This is a genomic window from Algoriphagus sp. Y33, from assembly GCF_014838715.1.
Taxonomy (GTDB): domain Bacteria; phylum Bacteroidota; class Bacteroidia; order Cytophagales; family Cyclobacteriaceae; genus Algoriphagus.
Genome location: NZ_CP061947.1, coordinates 6,265,350 through 6,282,934 on the forward strand (window position 1 = coordinate 6,265,350; position 17,585 = coordinate 6,282,934).

Genomic DNA, 17,585 nt, shown 5'->3' on the forward strand with positions numbered 1-17,585 from the left:
TATAAACACATGAAAATTTCAATAAATCGATTAAAAAAATATATACCCCACACCGAATCGGCTGAGGAAATCGCTGCCTTGCTGACTCAGTCCGGATTGGAAGTGGAGGGCATAGAAGAATTCGTCTCAGTCAAAGGAGGACTGGAAGGTATTGTGATCGGTGAGGTGCTTACCTGTGAAAAACACCCGAATGCCGATAAATTAAGTGTGACCACGGTTGATATTGGTAGCGGCATCTCTCCCATAGTTTGCGGAGCTCCCAACGTAGCCAAAGGTCAAAAGGTATTGGTTGCAACTGTTGGAGCTACGCTTTACCCCTCCGAAGGCGATTCATTTCAGATTAAGAAAGCAAAGATCAGAGGTGAAGTTTCGGAAGGGATGATTTGCGCTGAGGATGAGTTAGGCCTTGGTTCTAGCCATGCAGGGATTATGGTGTTGGACACGGATTTGCCAAATGGTACTCCCGCATTTGAGTTTATCGAAGTAGGGCAAGACAGGGTTTTGGAAATTGGCTTGACCCCAAACCGGGCTGATGCAGCTTCGCATTTAGGTGTCGCCCGTGATTTGAAAGCACTTTTGGGTCGAGATTTAGCGATCGATTCAGCTCCTGAATTGAACGTGGAGGCTTCAGGCCCTGCCATTGAGGTGGAGGTGGAAAGTACTGCCGATTGTCCGCGCTATGCAGGTGTGGTGATGACCGGTTTGAAGGTTGGGCCTTCTCCCGCTTGGCTTCAGAATTTCTTGAAAGCGCTTGACCTGGAGCCTATTAATAATGTGGTGGATATCACCAATTTTATTTTACATGATCTTGGGCAGCCTCTTCATGCGTTTGATGCAGCGAAAATTTCCGGAGGAAAAATTATCGTAGGCAAAATGCCAAAGGATGCCAAGTTTGTGACATTGGATGGGAAAGAACGCAAGCTTTCCGGTGAAGAGCTGATGATCAAAGACGCAAAAGGCGGACTTTGCATCGCCGGTGTCTTTGGAGGAGTAGATTCTGGAGTTTCTGATAGTACTACAACTATTTTCTTGGAGTCGGCTTATTTCTCTCCTGATATAGTAAGAAAAGGAAGCCAGTTTCATGGGTTGAAGACAGATGCTTCGTTCCGGTTTGAAAGAGGAACTGATCCAAATATGCCTGTTTATGCGCTGAAAATGGCGGTCAAGCTTTTGAAGGAAATCGCAGGAGGAAAAGTATGTTCTGAGTTGACGGATATTTACCCGGAGCCGATTGAGGATTTTGTGATCGAGGTGAATTATGGCCATATCAATCGACTGATCGGAAAGAAAATTGAGCCCTCACAGGTGAGATCGATTTTGGAAAGTTTGGAAATCAAAGTTGAAAATGAAACCGCAGAAGGTTTTACCGCGATTGCCAAGCCGTACCGTGTAGATGTGACCCGTGAAGCGGATATTATTGAGGAGATTTTGAGGGTTTACGGCTTTCACAATGTGGCCCTTTCCGAGAATCTCAGAACGGATTACCTTGCAGAGCATCCTGCAAAAGACCTGAGCAAGCTGCAGTATCGCTTGACAGAGATTTTGACGGGTCAGGGCTATTATGAGATGATTACGAATAGTTTGACGAAATCTACCTATGCGGAGAAATCCGGTTTCTTGGATCCAAAGGACAGCGTAGTCATCTACAATAAGCTTAGTGAAGATCTGGATGTGATGCGTCAGAGTTTACTTTACTCCGGCTTGGAAGTGCTGGCTAGGAATATCAATAGACGTCAGACTGATTTGAAATACTTCGAGTTTGGCACCGTTTATCATAAGTCCGAAGAAGGATATGCAGAAAGCAAGAGACTTTCACTTTTCCTTACAGGTAAGAAAACAGCCGAAAGCTGGGTGGAACCAACCAAAGGGTTCGCATTCACGGATTTGTACGCTACAGTGGAGGGGATTCTGGAAAAGCTAAATGTGCAGCCGGGCGATCTTTCTATGGTGGAGACTGCGCCGTATGCCTATGGCTTGAAGATCATGCTGGGACAAAAGGAACTGGCCACTATAGGTTTGCTTGACGATAAGATTTTGAAGCAAGCGGAAGTACGGCAGGAAGTTTGGTATGCTGAGTTGAATTGGGATCTGCTTTGCAAAAAAGCTTCGGGTTTGAAGAAATTTGAGGAGATCTCAAAATTCCCGGAAGTTCGCAGGGATCTTTCCCTGGTGATAGACAAAACGGTGAGTTATGACCAGGTGAAATCTGTCGCAGTGGAGTTTGGAGGAAAATTATTAAAAAGAATTGGGGTTTTTGATGTGTACCAAGGAGATAAAATTGATGCGGGCAAGAAAGCCTATGCATTAAGTTTTCATCTACAGGATCAGGAAAATACATTGACTGATAAGGTAATTGACAAAACTATGAGTAAATTGATTCAAGCCTTTGAGAAAGAGGTAGGTGCTTTGATAAGAACATAGAAATGATTCAAGAGGAACTGCAAAAATTAGAGAAACTAGCTCTACAAACTAGTAGTAAATTGCTTGAGGTAAGTGAGGAAAACCGGCAATTGAAGCAAAAATTATCTGAAATAAGCACGGCTTTGGATAAAAAAGAGCAGGAAATCGAACATTTTAAAAATAAAATTAAAATTAGTAACATTGTAGACAACCAACCGGTGAATCCGGAACAGTCAACTGAAATGAGTGACCTAATCAATAATTATATACAAGAAATCGATCATTTAATCACCTACTTATCTGAGTGATATGGAGACACTTGCCATCCGTTTAAAAATAGGGGATAGAGAATATCCCATGCGCGTGAAGATCGAGGATGAATCCAAAATCCGGCATGCGGGCAAGTTGATTAATGAAAAATTAAAAAAGTATAAAGAGGAGTACGGACTGGACGACAACCAGGATTTGCTGGCTATGGTAGCCTTTGATTGCATGGTGGAATCATTGGAAACCAATCAGGTGAATACGGAAGATTCCGAGCATATAAAATCCAGTATTTCTCATATCAATGCTTTGCTGTCTAAGGCTTTGTAATTATTTATAACACAAAATTCGGAAGATTTTTCAGATTCCCCAGGTTTAATTTATATCCAAAATACCTATGGGAGACATGCTATATATTGTCCTCGCAGCCCTAGTTGGGACTGGTGCAGGAGCGGCTATTGCCGGCGCATTAATAAAAAATAAAAATTCTAAACTGGAAGAAGAAACCCGGGAGCGGGTGAAATCCATGCTTCGCGAAGCGGAAATCAATGCGGAGGCTATCAAGAAAGACCGCATTCTGGAAGCAAAGGAAAAGTATCTCAAACTGAAATCCGAGTTTGATGAGGAGATGAGCAATAAGAAGAATATTATCCTCACCAATGAGAATAAAGTCAAGCAAAGAGAACAGCAAGTCTCCAAAGAACTGGAGCAGGTGAAAAGAAAAGAAGCTGAACTGGATAGCAAGTCAGAGAACTTAAACGCTCAATTACATTCTGTAAAAGTCAAAAAAGAGGAACTTGACAGGGTGACTAACCAAAGAATTGCAGACTTGGAAAAAGTCGCAAACCTTACCCGTGAAGAAGCGCGTGAGCAATTGGTGACTATGCTTACCGAAGAAGCCCAATCCAGGGCATCTTCCCAGATAAAGGATATTCTTGACGAAGCCAAACTTACTGCTACCAAGCAGGCCAAAAAGATCGTGTTGGATACGATCCAGCGTACCGCCACTGAGCATGCGGTAGAAAACTGCGTGTCTGTATTCAACATCGAAAGCGATGATATCAAAGGCAAAATCATCGGTAGAGAAGGCCGAAACATCCGTGCGCTGGAAGCTGCTACGGGAGTGGAGATCGTGGTGGATGATACCCCTGAGGCAATCATCATTTCCGGTTTTGATCCGGTGAGAAGGGAAGTGGCTAGACTATCACTTCACAGACTGGTGCAGGATGGACGTATCCACCCGGCTAGGATAGAAGAAGTAGTCGCCAAGACCGAGAAAAACATAGAAGAAGAAATCGTCGAAATCGGCGAGAGAACCTGTATAGATCTCGGTATCCATGGACTTCATCCTGAACTGATAAGAATGGTAGGACGTATGCGTTATAGATCTTCTTACGGTCAAAACCTTCTTCAGCACTCCAGAGAAGTGGCTAAGCTTTGCGCTACGATGGCTGCTGAGATGGGATTAAACGCAAAGATGGCCAAGCGTGCGGGCTTATTGCACGATATAGGAAAAGTATGGCATGAAGAACAGGAACTTCCCCACGCTGTATTGGGGATGGAGTTGGCTAAGCGATACAAGGAGCATCCGGAAATATGTAATGCCATCGGTGCCCACCATGATGAAATCGAAATGACTTCCATGATCTCCCCGATCGTACAGGCTTCAGATGCGATTTCGGGAGCAAGACCGGGGGCAAGACGTGAAGTGATGGATAGCTATATCAAGCGACTCAAAGACCTTGAGGAGCTTGCTTTGGGCTTTGATGGAGTGAATAAATGCTTTGCCATGCAGGCGGGACGTGAACTTCGGGTATTAGTGGATGCGGATAACGTGGATGATTCTACTGCGGGTAAGCTCTCTTTTGATATCTCCCAGAAAATAGAGAAGGAAATGCAGTATCCCGGTCAGATCAAAATCACGGTAATCCGTGAAATGAGAGCGGTGAATTACGCAAGATAAATAGAGACTGGAAGACAGCAGGCGGAAGACCGAAGTAGCCTTTAAGCTATTGTTATTTGAACACTATGATGCTTTTGCTTTGCTGGAAGAAAAGTGGGTGTCCATAAAATAATAACTTGATCAATAGTGAAATGGCAGATATCTTCGGGTTTCTGCCATTTTTATTTTAAGCTTATGATGCCTTTATACAGGATGAACAGTCTTGCAAGTTTGATCATGGAACTTCGGATATTGTTTGGGAGAATTCGCTTAACAAAGCTGGAGGTTCAGATTCTTGAGCAACAATTCCCGTATTATGGCAGACTATCAGAAAAGCATAAAAGGGAATTCAGAGAAAAACTCCAAGTAATCCTCACTGTAAAATCATTCATTGGCAGGGCAGGTGTTAGGGTGGTGACTCAGGAGATGAAAATACTTATAGGAGCTACGATTGTAATGGTGACTTTTGGTTGGAGGAATTTGCGACTTTCCCATTTCAGCAAAATTCTAATCTATCCCGATACCTACTACAGTAATATTTCAAAGCAATATCATAGGGGTGAAGTAAATCCAAGACATGGCTTGATAGTGTTGTCATGGAATTGTTTTTTAGATGGAATGGAAAACGAGAAGGATGGAGTGAATCTAGGTATACATGAGGTAGCCCATGCGCTGAAACTGGAGAACCAGATTCACTACAACGATGAATTTGAATTTTTCAATCCTGAAGCTTTCCGTTCTTTTCAGAACGCTGCTAAAGAGGAAGTAATAAGAATTAATGCTGGGGACATTACCGTATTTAGGTCAAATGGAGGAATAAATGAGGATGAGTTTTTTGCGGTAGCTTTGGAGACATTCTTTGAAAAGCCTCATGAGTTTTTTGGATACAATCCCGAGCTTTACGGTTCTTTGGTTCGGCTGATGCAGCAGGATCCTAGGGTTTGGGTTAAAGGAATATCTTAAACTTTTTGACAGAGGACACCGAATAGGTGGTTTATACCCTGCTTTAATTAAGCTGAATCAATCTGTTTTTAACAAAAAAATGTACTTTGGCGATTTGAACGTTTTATTATGAATCGATATATGAGAGTGTCGCTTACTTATCTAGGGGTTGTCTTACTAGCTTTGGTTGGATTAGTATCCTGTACCACCAAGGAGAAGCAGAAAGAGGGGGCATCTACGGTTTCGGACAAAGAAACTTATTCAAATCCTCTGGATGTAGCATTTGGTGATCCATTTATATTGAACGATGGAGAAGGAATGTACTACATGTACGGAACAGGTGGAGGAGCAAAGGATGGCTTTGCGGCTTATTCCTCAGCTAATCTGGTTGATTGGGAATTTGAAGGTCAGGTCTATCAGGGCAACACGGAAGAAAGCTGGGCAAGCAAATTCTTCTGGGCTCCGGAAGTCTATAAAATTGAGGGAAAATACTACATGTTTTTCAGTGCCCAGTGGAAAGTCAATCCAACAAACGAAGAGGAGAATTTCATGATTGGCGTGGCAGAATCGGATAGTCCAATGGGACCTTTTACAGAGATGTACGACAAGCCTATTTTTGACCCTGGCTATCCGGTTATTGATGCAAATGTCTATTGGGAAGATGGTAAATATTACCTCTATTATTCTAGAGCATGCTACAAGCATCCTGTAGAAAGCGAAGTGGCAGACTGGGCAAGAGAAAAAGACTGGTATGATGAGATAGAAGAGAGCTGGGTATATGGTGTGGAACTGAAACCTGATTTCTCTGGAGTAATCGGAGAGCCTGTACTTTGCCTTCGTCCTCCAGTGAAAATGGATGATGAACAAGCCGAATGGGAAAGCAGATCTGTAACTAAGCAGGAGATAAATAGACGGTGGACGGAGGGTTCTGTGATCTTCAAACATGAAGAAACCTATTACATGATGTATTCTGGCAACTATTATGCTGGTGAAAATTATGCTGTTGGATATGCCACCTCTAAAAGCCCGTTAGGTCCATTTACCAAAGCGGCGAATAATCCTGTTTTGGAACTCAACACACACAAAGGCGGGGAGGTGACTGGAACGGGACACAATAATATCGTCTTTATGGACAATGGAGAGATGTATTGCGTATACCATGGTCGTACCAAAGAATCTGGGCAGGAGCGCGTAGTGTTTCTGGATAAAATGGAAATCAAACCTGACGGCACTTTGATAGTCCATGGGCCGACTACCACGCCACAGGATATGCCATTATAAGGGTTTCCACTAAAAAGAAAAGGCTATCCTTGAAGAAGTTGATCTACTGCTTCTGATACAGATTCTACCAGTCCATCGTATCTTCTCAAATCCTCTCCCCAATATGCTCTTTCGCTCAATAGTTTGGTCACCGTCGCTTCGGTAGAACCAAGTCCCCAACCTGCTTTGAATTCGGACATCAGCTCGGGACTGTCATTGATAGGAGTTTCCATTCCTTTGTAACTCCCTTTGTAAAAGACTAAAAGTGCTGCAAAAGAAAGAATTAATTTCTCCGGCCATTCTTTCTTCAACTCATGGTAGGCTAGGAGGGAAGGAAGCACACGCACTTTGAATTTGGAGATGCTGTTTAAAGCGATCGACTTAAGCTCGTGCACGATGAACGGATTGGCAAACCGCTCTAATACAGCATGGGCAAACTGCTCCAATTCTTCCCGGGGCATATCGAGCGTAGGAATTATCTCGTCGTAAATAGCTTCGTTCAGGAAAGTACCGATTTCAGGGTTTTCCACAGCCTCTCTTACCGTTCTCAAACCTTTGAGGTACGCATAAGGTACCATTGCCGTATGACCTCCGTTTAAGATTCTTACTTTTTGGGTACGGAAGGGAGCAAGGTTGTCCACAAACTTGACATTTAGGCCGGTTTTGTCCAAAGGAAATTCCTCTTGTATCGTGCCAGCTCCTTCAATTGCCCAAAAATGGTAAGGCTCTACCATGACAGCCATATCATCCTTGTACCCGATTTTCTCCTGTAGTTCTTCAATAGACCCTTTAGGGAATCCGGGAACAATTCTATCCACCAGCGTATTGCAGAAGATGTTTTTCCAGTCAATCCATTCGGAAAAATCCATTGGCAATTTCCAAAAGGAAATGTATTTCTGGATACATTCTTTCAGTGCTTCTCCATTGCCTTCTATCAATTCACAGGGAAGGAATACCAGTCCTTTTGAGTCATCTCCGTTGAAGGTTTTGAACCGATGGTAAAGTAAGGCAGTGAGTTTGCCTGGGAATGTTTTGGAAATACGGTCTATAGAAGAATCTGTAGGGTCGAAGACAATTCCTGCTTCCGTGGTATTGGAAACCACAAAACGCAAATCCGGGTTTTCTCCCAGTTTCAGGTATTCATTGTATTCCTCGAAAATATTGGTGATGCCTGCTATGCAGGTGACCAGTGTAGATTCCTGAACCAACTTCCCCTTTTTCAAGCCCTGCTCGATCACATGAAAAAGACAATCTTGATCTTTCATGGGATTGTTTGCGGATTTACTATGTACTTGGACGATATGAATAGCTCCGTCAAATACATTGGCTTGGTTTGACTTCTCAACCATCCAATCTGTAAATCCCCGAAGGAAATTTCCATTGCCAAACTGAAGGATTCTTACTGGACGTTGAGAAGGGGGGAAGGTGGATCGGGAAAGAAGTTGCATTGAGGTAAAGAGGCTTAAAAGGGTTAGATTTTCTTTTGGTTGATCGATGAATTGCGGATGATCAACTCCGGTTTAAGGATGGTCTTTTTTGGGATGTTATTTGTTTGATCTTTTTGACTAAGGATTTCAAAAAAGGTCTCGGCGGTAATTTTGCCCATTGGAATACTTTTTTGATTGACTGTAGTAAGTGTGGGTTCTGTGAAAGAAGTGAATGGCTCATCTCCAAAACCCACCAGTTTTACATCCTGGGGAAGTGTGTATCCATTTTCTTTCAAAACCTGCATTGCACCCATAATAGAGTAGTCTGAGGCCGAAAAAACAGCATCAAATGGAATTTTTTCATCAATCAACTCTTGCATGGATGCTCTTCCGTCTTCCAGTTGCATCTTGCTGAAGCGGATCAGTTTGGGGTCTATAGCCATTCCGTGCTTCAGCAAAGCATCTTCATAGCCTCTTTTTCGTTCTTTGTAAATATTGATGTTTTGGGAACTTGAAAAATGCACGATTCGCCTACAGCCTTCATTGATCAGATGCTCTGTGGCCTCAAATGCTCCATAATAATCGTCAATCACAACTTGGCTTACGTCCAAGTCATTGGTTACTCTGTCGAAAAGTACCAGAGGGATTCCTTTTTTAAGGATTTTCTTAAAATGGTCCACATTCTCCGTGGCCTTGCCTACCGATGCTATTACCCCATCTACTTGCGCATTAAGCAAGGCTTCAACAGTCTGCACTTCCTTTTCATAGTCATCGTAGGATTGTGTGATCACCACTTTGTAATTCAGGGAATTGGCTATTTCTTCTATCCCACGGATTACGGAGGAGAAGAAATTTCTGTTGGCAGTGGGGACTACCACTCCGATCAGTCTGCTTCTCCCGCTTCTCAGCGCAGATGCGATATTGTTCGGTTGATAATTAAGTTCTTTGGCGGCTTTTAAAACTTTTTTCTTTGTGGCATCTGAGATCCTAGGATTGTTATTTAGTGCCCTAGAGACAGTAGAAGCAGTTACTTGAAGCTTTTCAGCGATGTCATGAATGGTGGCTTTCCCGTTTCTCATTGCCTTGTTTAATATTAAGGAAAAATGGTTTTGGAAGTTCTAAGATAATTATTCACCGGCTGGTTTGCCTATGGTAGCAAGAATTCCTCCGTCTACATAGATAATTTGACCGTTGATGAAGTCGCTGGCTTGGCTGGACAGAAATACAACTGTTCCTCCCAGATCATTGGGGTCACCCCATCGACCTGCGGGAGTCCGTCCCACGATAAAATCATTGAACGGATGTCCGTCCACCCGGATGGGAGCAGTTTGTTCAGTAGCAAAATAGCCTGGGCCAATGCCGTTGACTTGGATGTTGTATTTTGCCCATTCGGTAGCTAGATTGCGGGTGAGCATCTTCAAACCGCCTTTTGCGGCCGCATAAGCGCTTACCGTATTGCGTCCAAGTTCGCTCATCATAGAACAGATGTTGATGATTTTTCCTTTTCCGTTTTTCACCATGGTTTTGGCGACTCGCTGAGAGACGATAAATGGCGATACAAGATCTATATCAATTACTTTCCGAAAGTCTTCAGGATCCATTTCCAATGCTGGTATGCGCTGGATCATCCCCGCATTGTTTACCAAGATATCTATATCCCCTATTTCCTCTTCTATTTTGGTGATGGCAGCATCTACTGCCTTTACATCACTGACGTCAAACAGATAAGGGCGCGCTATAATTTCTTCAGAAGCATATTCTTCAATTGCGCCCTCCATTTTAGCAGGTGTATGACCATTGACAACCAAAGTAGCTCCTTGATGAGCCAGCGCTTTTGCCATGGCCATGCCCAGACCGTGAGTTGCTCCTGTGACAAGAGCAATTTTACCTTTTAGTTCGAAATTCGGTTTCATGTGTTTATAATTTGTTATTCAACGGCCACATGGAATCTCGCATGCATTGTAATCATTCCAGTGTGTGACTTTTTAGTCATGCTCGATTTCATATTACTTTAATTCGTAAGGTTTTACCATATCCATGTCCCCGTAGTCCATGTTCTCTCCGGCCATCCCCCATATAAAAGTGTAGTTGGAGGTCCCTGCTCCGCTATGGATAGACCAGACCGGAGAGATGACTGCTTGATGATTTTTCATCCATATATGCCTCGTTTCATCAGGAGTGCCCATGAAGTGTGAAACTACATTTTCTTCTTTGAGATCAAAGTAGAAGTAGGCTTCCATCCTTCTGTCATGCACGTGAGCAGGCATAGTGTTCCATACAGAGCCTGGTTTCAACTCGGTCATTCCCATTTGCAATTGGCAGGTCTTTACCACGGAGTTGACCAAAAGCTTATAAATGGTCCGGTGATTGGAGTTTTCCAAGGAGCCAAGGGTGACTACTTCGGCATCGTCCTGTGTGATTTTCCGGGTAGGATAGGAGCAGTGTGCCGGGGCGGAATTGAAATAGAGTAAGGTCTTGCCTTCAGCGGCAGGATGGAATATCACCTGCTGAACTCCCTTTCCTATATATAGCGCCTCTTTGCGGCCAAGACTGATAGATTCTCCGTCCATCTCTATCCTGCATTTCTCACCTACGTTGATGATACCGATTTCCCGGCGTTCCAGAAAGTAGGGAGCCTTCAGCTGATCGACAGTTTCCAGATGCACCGGTTTGTCCACAGGGTGGATTCCGCCGACAATCAACCGGTCCTCCATGGTGTATGTACCGGTGATTTGATTTGGAACGAAAATGTTTTCGAGTAAAAACTTTTCCCGAATTTCTTTGGTGGGGTAGTTTTTGAAATCCTCAGGATGCGAGGAATACCGCATTTCAATAGTAGTACTCATAAGGGGTATGTAATCGTTTGCGCAATATAGTATTATTTTTGAATATCAAGCTGAGGTGTCCATATCGGTTTAACAACAAATTGCAAATTAGTATTTCGTAAAAGAGATGAATTTTGATCTAAAATCCATTAAATACAGAATAAATCCAGATAAAAATTTTTTCTTATTTATTTTATTTTTAATATGCAATCGATTGCTCAATAAAGAATTGAGTGTCTTGATCTTGTGGTCAAGATACCAACTTTGTTATTGTCCAACTCATTGGAATTAAGTGTAATAATGAGAATACAACCCAAAATACTAGAAAAGGCTAAACTGCAAATTCCCACATTATTGTCGGGATTGCTGGTAGTTGTTGCATTGAGTTGTGCACAGCAAAAAAGTAATAATACCTCAGATGATCTGCCCGAGATCTTTCGTTTTTCTGTAGAAAATCCTCTTTCAATTGATAGGACTAATGAGAAGATAGTAATTAGCCCGGAGGATTTAATGGACAAATCTCAGTGTTCTGAGGGATTGAATTACCGGGTATTTGTGGGAGAGGAAGAGATTCCTTCTCAGTGGAACACTAAGGGCAATGATAAAGGATTGATTTTTATTTTGCCTAAAATCGGTGCCAACCAAAGGCTGGATATTGAGCTGAGAAGCTCATCCGATTCATCAATTCCGAATTACCCGAAACTTACCCAGGCGGAACTCTCCCATAAATTCGGGGGTGAATTTAAAGACAGAGAATACATAGGCGGGCATTTTGAAAATGTGGATTCACTTCATGTGCCGGCTGAGCATACTGACCATTCTTGGTTTATCCGTTATGAAGGCCCCGGCTGGGAGTCTGATCTAGTCGGCTACCGTTTTTACCTGGATTGGAGAAATGGCATTGATGTATTCGGCAAGAAAGTGACTACTCCCGTATTGCAGGATGTGGGTCAGGATGGTTTTGACTCTTATCATGAGCCGGCTGCCTGGGGAATGGACGTGCTGAAAGTAGGGAAGACGTTGGGGTTGGGAAGTATTGCGACATTCGAAGGGGGCAAAGCCCGAAGAGTAGATGTGACTGATAGCCTTTATGCTGAGATTACCGGCAATGGGCCTGTCTATTCTTCCGTGTTTACGAAATATTCAGGTTGGGACTTGCCCGATGGCAAAACGGATATTCTGTCTGCTATTTCCATACATGCAGGAACCCGTCTGTCCAGAATGGATCTTAGTTCCACAGCCGATATCCCGAATTTTGCTACCGGATTGATCAAAGACAGCAAAGCGGAGCTGTTGAAAAGCGATACTGATTTAGCCTACAGCTATCTGGCGACGTATGGCTCCCAGAGTTTGGCCGGTGACAAGCTTGGAATCGCAATACTATATCCTACCGACCGATTGACCCAAGTGACAGCCGATGAATTGTCACATGTATTGGTCTTTAATTCCGGGACGAGAAAGTTGAGTTATTACTTCTTGGCAGCTTGGGAACAAGAAAAAGAGGGTATCCAAAATAAGGAAGAGTTTGAGATATATCTCAGAGATGAAATCAGAAAACTGTCCAGCCCTTTGATAATTCATAAATGAACTAAAGTAGTGTTATCGTCTTAGAGGAGCGATAAAGGTGTCAATTCAGATTGGCTGGTATTCTGGAAACAGATTAAGTAAGATGATTATAGTTTATAATACATTAACCCAAAGTAAACCCATGCTTAAAAAATTAATTAATTCGGCTAAAAAGCCATTTGTAAGAGTCCTGCACAAGGAGTATTATTATCGGGTAGTAATGGCTCTTATTTTTTGTATAGCTGTGCAATCGATTGCTCATACCCAAAACAGGACTGTTTCAGGAACGGTAACTGAGCAGGATTCCGCACCGTTACCCGGTGTTTCGGTACTGATAAAAGGCACCACACGTGGTGTGACTACAGATCTGGACGGTAGATTTGAAATACAAGTATCTGAAGACGGAGCCACGTTGGTTTTTTCATTTATTGGTTTTGCTCCCCAAGAAGTAGCCGTCAATAATCAGAGTCAAATAAATGTCGAATTGAAATACGACATGCAAGATCTAGGTGAAGTAGTGGTAGTAGGTTATGGTACGGTCAAGAAGTCAGATCTTACCGGATCAGTGGTTTCTGTAAGAGATGAGGATTTGACAGCCATACCGGTGACGAATGCTCTAGAAGTAATGCAGGGAAAAGTTCCAGGGCTTGACCTGACCAAATCCAGTGGACAGGCAGGGGCAGGACTGAATATCCGGCTGAGGGGAAACCGGTCCTTAAATGCAGGAAATAACCCGCTAGTGCTGGTGGACGGAATAATCTATGGGAGCACAATGGATGTCAATCCAAATGATATAGCATCTATTGAGGTACTTAAGGATGCTGCTTCTACTGCTATTTACGGTACGTTAGGTGCAAACGGCGTAATTCTTATTACGACCAAGCGAGGTGCTCAAGGCAAGCCAAAAGTCTCCATAAACAGCTACTATAGTACCCAGAGCTTAGAGGGCTATGATTACATAATGACGGGACCTGAATGGGTCAACTTCAGAAGAGAATCACGAAGAACCGTAGGTGAATGGAATAATCCGGAAGATGATGGAAGTATTTTTGTTCCTCACCAGTTAGAGAACTTCAGAAACGGGGTTTATACAGACTGGGCTAATGAGGTTATAGGTACAGGGTCTCAACAGAATCATCAGGTGAGTGTCGCCGGAGCGGATGAGAAGGTGAATTATTACTTTTCCATGGAGTATTTTGACGAGCAAAGCTTGTTTGAAAATGATGAACTTAAGCGATACAGTGGGAGAATGGCGGTGGATTATAAGGCAAGTGACAAGCTTAAATTGTCTACCAATATTATGTATACTGTCAGGGAACAGGATAGAAGAAGAGATCCGCTCAACTGGGCGAATAAAATCAGCCCTCTTGGCCCCGCTTACGATGAGGCAGGAGAAATAATAACCCTTCCCCTTGGTGACGGCACCACAGTCAATCCCCTCAATGACCAGATTCCGGGGAACTACATGGACAATGAAATCAACAGAAGATTCTTTGGAAATGTGAGTCTGGAGTGGAAGCCGGTTACTTCAGTCAATTTTACCTCTAGACTAGGTTTGGACAATTCAAATTCCCGTAGAGGCGTGTTCTTGGGAGAAAACACCATTGACATCGGTCCTGATGGGCGTACGGTCGGCAGGGCTACTAATAATATGGCTTCTAGGATTACCTGGGAAAATTTCGCTACTTACTCCAAAGCCAGTACAGACCATGATTTTCAGGTGTTGTTGGGACAAAGTATGTGGGCTACCCGTAATGAAGAGTATTTTGCAGAGGGGCTTGACTTGTTATCACCTACGATGCTTTTTCACAATTTAGGGGCTTCCCAAGATGGGATTCGAATCAATAGTTCGCTTACAGAAACTTCCCTGGCATCGTTTTTTACCCGTGTCAATTATAAATTCAAAAATAAATACATCTTCAATGGTGTGGTGAGAGCAGATGGGTCGTCAGTTTTGGCTGCAGGTAATAAGTGGGGTTTCTTCCCTTCAGCTGCAGTTTCATGGATAGCCAAGGAAGAAGGATTTTTGGTGGATAATTCCACAATAAGCGAGTTAAAGTTCAGGCTGAGTTATGGGATTTCAGGCAATTCTGCGGTATCGCCTTATCAGACATTGGGAGGCTTGAGCAAAAGTACCTATGCATGGGATCAGGGTACTTCAGAGGCAGCTGCATTTGGCTATTATCCTTCGCTGATAGCAGCCTCCCTGGGATGGGAGGAGACTGCCAGTCTAAATTTTGGTATGGATTTCGGGTTGTTCAACAACAGACTTACAGGATCAGTTGATATATACGAACAAAATACCACCGACCTCTTAATTGAGCGTGCAGTTCCTGCGACTTCAGGTTTTACCACTGCATGGGACAATGTCGGCAAGACAAGAAATCGAGGTATAGAACTCTTGCTGAGTACCATTAATCTTGATCAGCCGAGCGGATTTAAATGGAGTACAGATTTTACATTCACCCATAATAAAGAAGAAATTTTAGAACTGGTAGAAGGTGATCGTGACTTGGCAAATGGTTGGTTTGTGGGTTACCCCATCTCTACTCATTTTGATTATGAGAAAATCGGTGTTTGGCAGTTGGGAGAAGAAGATCAGGCCAGAGAAAACCAGCAGGAAGTGGGGGAAATCAAAGTTAGGGATCAGAATGGTGACGGTATTATCACTCCTGATGACAGAACTATTTTGGGAAGTAATGTTCCAAGATTCAATCTGGGAGTTAACAATAGAGTCTCTTACAAAGGGTTTGATCTGAGCGTGTTTGTATTTGCACGGCAGGGTAATATGATTGTCAGTGAGGCAAATGGATCCTATAAGATAGATGCCCGTGAAAATGGACCACGAGTGGATTATTGGACTCCCGAAAATCCTACTAATGCATACCCTAGACCTAATGCCGGTACCAGTACCGGGAATGCTAGGTATTTCTCCACTTTGAGATATGCGGATGGTTCTTTTGTGAAAGTACGGGATATCACACTTGGTTATAATCTGCCTCAGAAACTGATCGATAATCTGTCAATTTCACGGGTTCGGGTGTATGCCACTGCCAAAAATTATTTTGTCTGGAGTGACTTGGGCGGATACGATCCCGAGCGTGGGGGGAATTTGAGTTTTCCGATGACTCGTCAGTTGCTGTTCGGTGTCAATATTGAACTTTGATTTTTTCTAAACCCAAAATTTGAAAATTATGAAAAAAATAAACTTAATAATCTTAGCATTGAGTCTTTCCTTGGGAATGACTTCATGTGCAGATTTTCTCGAAGAAGAAAATAAAACAGGCTTGACGGCTGACGGCTATTACAATACCCTTCAAGGGATAGAGGCATTGGTAAACTCCTGTTATACACCGATGCGATTTTGGTATGGAAAGGAGCATGGTATGACCCTATCTGATATGGGTACAGATATCTTTACCAGAGCAAACGGAATGGAAAATCCTGCGGTAGCCCTTTATAATGCTGATCTAAGCGGAGAAAATGGGCAAATCAATTTCTATTGGACCAGATTGTATTCAGCATTAAACTCTACTAATGCCGCTATTGGAAGAATCCCGGATTCGCCTCTGTCTGAAAATGAAAAAACATTGAGAATGGCAGAAGTAAGGTTCTTGCGGGCGTTTTACCTTTGGCATATTGTGGAGACATGGGGTGGGGTTCATTTGTCCTTAGAGGAAGTGACTTCGGTCCAGACTACGGCGCAACGCAGCTCGGTAGACGAATTCTATACCCAGATTTTCGAAGATCTTCAGTTTGCGATGGATAATCTCACTGCAAACCCGGATCAATATGGACGTGCGACAAAACCTGCTGCAGAGGCTTTTGCTGCCAGGATGCATTTGACAAGAGGGAATGATGCCGAAGCATCAAGACTGGCCAAGAGAGTTATTGATGAATATGATTTTTCTCTTGTGGAAAGTTATGAGCAGCTATGGAGTATCAATAACGTGCGAAATTCTGAGGCTGTTTGGATTGTGAATTTCACTTCTGATTTGATCTTTAACCGTGAACTTGAGACTCCGGGTAACGACATTCTCATAAGAGATGGGGGGAACAATTCCCACCTATTCTATTTAATGACTTATGACCAATTGCCTGGAATGGTCCGTGATATCGAAAATGGACGTCCATTTGCAAGATTTATGCCTACTGCATTTTTGCTGGATTTATTTGATGAATCAATAGACAGCCGATATGATGTCACCTTTCAGACAGCATGGTACAGCAATAACCCGGGAACCTATGATTTACCATTAACCTCTGGTACGGAAACCAAATCAGTGACGTTTAACGAAGGGGATACGGCAATTTTAGCTACTAAATATGCCCTTACGGATGCTCAAAAAGATGCACTTCCATATACTGTGATCGACCGAAACAGAACATATAACACGGATGGTTCGCCGCGTGTTAGAGATCGGTACATTTCCCTGAAGAAATTCTTAGACCCGAGCCGGCCCACAGTTGCTCAGCAACAAGGTAAGCGGGATGCATTTGTGATAAGACTTGCAGAAATGTACATGACTGTGGCAGAAGCAGAACTGAACCAAGGGAATGTTTCTGAGGCATTGGAATACTTTAATACTATAAGAAGAAGAGCAGCTCTTCCCGGACAAGAGCAAGCGATGGAAGTATCTGCGGGGGATTTGACTATTGATATGATTCTGGATGAGAAAGCACGAGAATTTGCAGGTGAGCAAATTCGCTGGTTTGACCTAAAGCGGACCGGTAAGCTTGTGGAGCGTGTAAGAGCTTTTAATCCTGATGCTGCGCCAAATATCCAGTCTTTTCATAATCTGAGACCAATCCCGCAACAGCAGCTGGACGCAATCACAAATAAGGATGAGTTTCTTCAAAACGAAGGATACTTCTAATATCCGATTGTTTAAGCAATAACTTTATTGGCCTTGCAGACTGTCTGCAAGGCCATATTTCCCCGATATAACCTTCGAAGTT

13 protein-coding genes are annotated in these 17,585 nt (G+C 43.1%); 9 read left to right on the forward strand and 4 right to left on the reverse strand.

Features of this window, described 5'->3' with window-relative positions:
- The first annotated feature begins 9 nt into the window (after positions 1 to 9).
- The 6 genes from pheT to ID165_RS26030 all read left to right on the forward strand — a co-directional run bounded on the left by pheT (position 10) and on the right by ID165_RS26030 (position 6,829).
- Entirely contained in the window at positions 10 to 2,421 is a 2,412-nt protein-coding gene (pheT, locus tag ID165_RS26005; protein ID WP_192348288.1) for a phenylalanine--tRNA ligase subunit beta, read from the forward strand.
- A gap of 2 nt (positions 2,422 to 2,423) precedes the next feature.
- Complete coding sequence (locus tag ID165_RS26010; protein ID WP_192348289.1) at positions 2,424 to 2,708, forward strand: hypothetical protein; 285 nt, start codon at positions 2,424 to 2,426, stop codon at positions 2,706 to 2,708.
- A 1-nt stretch (position 2,709) separates the two neighbouring features.
- A complete protein-coding gene (locus ID165_RS26015; protein WP_192348290.1) occupies positions 2,710 to 2,994 on the forward strand; it encodes a cell division protein ZapA in 285 nt (94 codons plus the stop codon).
- Positions 2,995 to 3,061: 67 nt separating this feature from the next.
- Positions 3,062 to 4,627 (forward strand): ribonuclease Y, encoded by a 1,566-nt coding sequence (rny, locus tag ID165_RS26020; RefSeq protein WP_192348291.1) that lies wholly within the window; start codon positions 3,062 to 3,064, stop codon positions 4,625 to 4,627.
- A gap of 174 nt (positions 4,628 to 4,801) precedes the next feature.
- A complete protein-coding gene (locus ID165_RS26025; RefSeq protein ID WP_192348292.1) occupies positions 4,802 to 5,569 on the forward strand; it encodes a zinc-dependent peptidase in 768 nt (255 codons plus the stop codon).
- A 108-nt stretch (positions 5,570 to 5,677) separates the two neighbouring features.
- Positions 5,678 to 6,829, forward strand: coding sequence for a glycoside hydrolase family 43 protein (locus ID165_RS26030; protein WP_225586903.1), 1,152 nt, complete (start codon positions 5,678 to 5,680; stop codon positions 6,827 to 6,829).
- Between the two features lie 23 nt (positions 6,830 to 6,852).
- Here the strand turns inward: ID165_RS26030 and ID165_RS26035 are convergent, their stop codons facing one another.
- From ID165_RS26035 to kduI, 4 genes are all read right to left on the reverse strand, one after another.
- A complete protein-coding gene (locus ID165_RS26035; protein ID WP_192348293.1) occupies positions 6,853 to 8,256 on the reverse strand; it encodes a tagaturonate reductase in 1,404 nt (467 codons plus the stop codon).
- Between the two features lie 23 nt (positions 8,257 to 8,279).
- Positions 8,280 to 9,314: a LacI family DNA-binding transcriptional regulator gene (locus ID165_RS26040; protein ID WP_192348294.1), complete on the reverse strand. Its 1,035-nt coding sequence runs from the start codon at positions 9,312 to 9,314 to the stop codon at positions 8,280 to 8,282.
- 48 nt (positions 9,315 to 9,362) lie between these two features.
- On the reverse strand, positions 9,363 to 10,148 hold the full coding sequence (locus ID165_RS26045; protein WP_192348295.1) for a gluconate 5-dehydrogenase: 786 nt from the start codon (positions 10,146 to 10,148) through the stop codon (positions 9,363 to 9,365).
- 93 nt (positions 10,149 to 10,241) lie between these two features.
- On the reverse strand, positions 10,242 to 11,081 hold the full coding sequence (gene kduI, locus ID165_RS26050; protein ID WP_192348296.1) for a 5-dehydro-4-deoxy-D-glucuronate isomerase: 840 nt from the start codon (positions 11,079 to 11,081) through the stop codon (positions 10,242 to 10,244).
- 279 nt (positions 11,082 to 11,360) lie between these two features.
- On the opposite strand from kduI, the gene ID165_RS26055 reads away from it, so the two are divergent.
- The 3 genes from ID165_RS26055 (at position 11,361) to ID165_RS26065 (ending at position 17,503) form a co-directional block, all read left to right on the forward strand.
- Positions 11,361 to 12,647: a DUF4861 domain-containing protein gene (locus tag ID165_RS26055; RefSeq protein WP_192348297.1), complete on the forward strand. Its 1,287-nt coding sequence runs from the start codon at positions 11,361 to 11,363 to the stop codon at positions 12,645 to 12,647.
- A gap of 121 nt (positions 12,648 to 12,768) precedes the next feature.
- Positions 12,769 to 15,792 carry a TonB-dependent receptor gene (locus tag ID165_RS26060; RefSeq protein WP_225586904.1) on the forward strand — a complete coding sequence of 1,008 codons (3,024 nt, stop codon included), beginning with the start codon at positions 12,769 to 12,771 and terminating at the stop codon, positions 15,790 to 15,792.
- A 28-nt stretch (positions 15,793 to 15,820) separates the two neighbouring features.
- On the forward strand, positions 15,821 to 17,503 hold the full coding sequence (locus tag ID165_RS26065) for a RagB/SusD family nutrient uptake outer membrane protein (protein ID WP_192348298.1): 1,683 nt from the start codon (positions 15,821 to 15,823) through the stop codon (positions 17,501 to 17,503).
- The last annotated feature ends 82 nt before the right edge of the window (positions 17,504 to 17,585 follow it).

Excerpts from the sequence above, each read along its gene's own strand:
- pheT (WP_192348288.1), top strand. The coding sequence starts at position 10 with ATGAAAATTTCAATAAATCGATTAAAAAAATATATACCCCACACCGAA.
- ID165_RS26010 (WP_192348289.1), top strand. The coding sequence starts at position 2,424 with ATGATTCAAGAGGAACTGCAAAAATTAGAGAAACTAGCTCTACAAACT.
- ID165_RS26015 (WP_192348290.1), top strand. The coding sequence starts at position 2,710 with ATGGAGACACTTGCCATCCGTTTAAAAATAGGGGATAGAGAATATCCC.
- rny (WP_192348291.1), top strand. The coding sequence starts at position 3,062 with ATGGGAGACATGCTATATATTGTCCTCGCAGCCCTAGTTGGGACTGGT.
- ID165_RS26025 (WP_192348292.1), top strand. The coding sequence starts at position 4,802 with ATGATGCCTTTATACAGGATGAACAGTCTTGCAAGTTTGATCATGGAA.
- ID165_RS26030 (WP_225586903.1), top strand. The coding sequence starts at position 5,678 with ATGAATCGATATATGAGAGTGTCGCTTACTTATCTAGGGGTTGTCTTA.
- ID165_RS26035 (WP_192348293.1), bottom strand. The coding sequence starts at position 8,256 with ATGCAACTTCTTTCCCGATCCACCTTCCCCCCTTCTCAACGTCCAGTA.
- ID165_RS26040 (WP_192348294.1), bottom strand. The coding sequence starts at position 9,314 with ATGAGAAACGGGAAAGCCACCATTCATGACATCGCTGAAAAGCTTCAA.
- ID165_RS26045 (WP_192348295.1), bottom strand. The coding sequence starts at position 10,148 with ATGAAACCGAATTTCGAACTAAAAGGTAAAATTGCTCTTGTCACAGGA.
- kduI (WP_192348296.1), bottom strand. The coding sequence starts at position 11,081 with ATGAGTACTACTATTGAAATGCGGTATTCCTCGCATCCTGAGGATTTC.
- ID165_RS26055 (WP_192348297.1), top strand. The coding sequence starts at position 11,361 with ATGAGAATACAACCCAAAATACTAGAAAAGGCTAAACTGCAAATTCCC.
- ID165_RS26060 (WP_225586904.1), top strand. The coding sequence starts at position 12,769 with ATGCTTAAAAAATTAATTAATTCGGCTAAAAAGCCATTTGTAAGAGTC.
- ID165_RS26065 (WP_192348298.1), top strand. The coding sequence starts at position 15,821 with ATGAAAAAAATAAACTTAATAATCTTAGCATTGAGTCTTTCCTTGGGA.